This is a genomic window from Bacillus sp. sid0103 (assembly GCF_019219025.1).
On record NZ_JAHUWN010000173.1, the window covers coordinates 1 to 255 of the forward strand.

The following is a 255-nucleotide window of genomic DNA, read 5'->3' on the forward strand; positions in this document are numbered from 1 at the left end:
TACCAACAAGTTCATGTGCTTTGCTCATTTTGCTCATTTATTTCGATCCCCTTTTTTGTTTTTTGTTTTAATGGTCAAGTAATACAATGCCGTCTGCACATCGGCAGGTAGCAAGTCATAGATAAGCACTGCCATCGGTTTAATCGCTCCCTTTTTTGTTTTCTTGCTTAAACCATGTAGTTGCAGTTCCGGCAAAACTCTAAAAACCGTGTCATCTTTAATCCCCTCCATGTCACCATTTAGAACACAAAAAGT

Annotated in this window: 1 protein-coding gene; it reads right to left on the bottom strand. The window is 38.8% G+C overall.

Annotation, left to right across the window (positions count from 1 at the left end; all coding sequences use genetic code 11):
• Positions 1–33: 33 nt before the first annotated feature.
• Positions 34–255, bottom strand: a 222-nt coding sequence (locus tag KW850_RS34680; RefSeq protein WP_218351749.1) for a hypothetical protein, incomplete at its 5' end; no start/stop codon positions are given.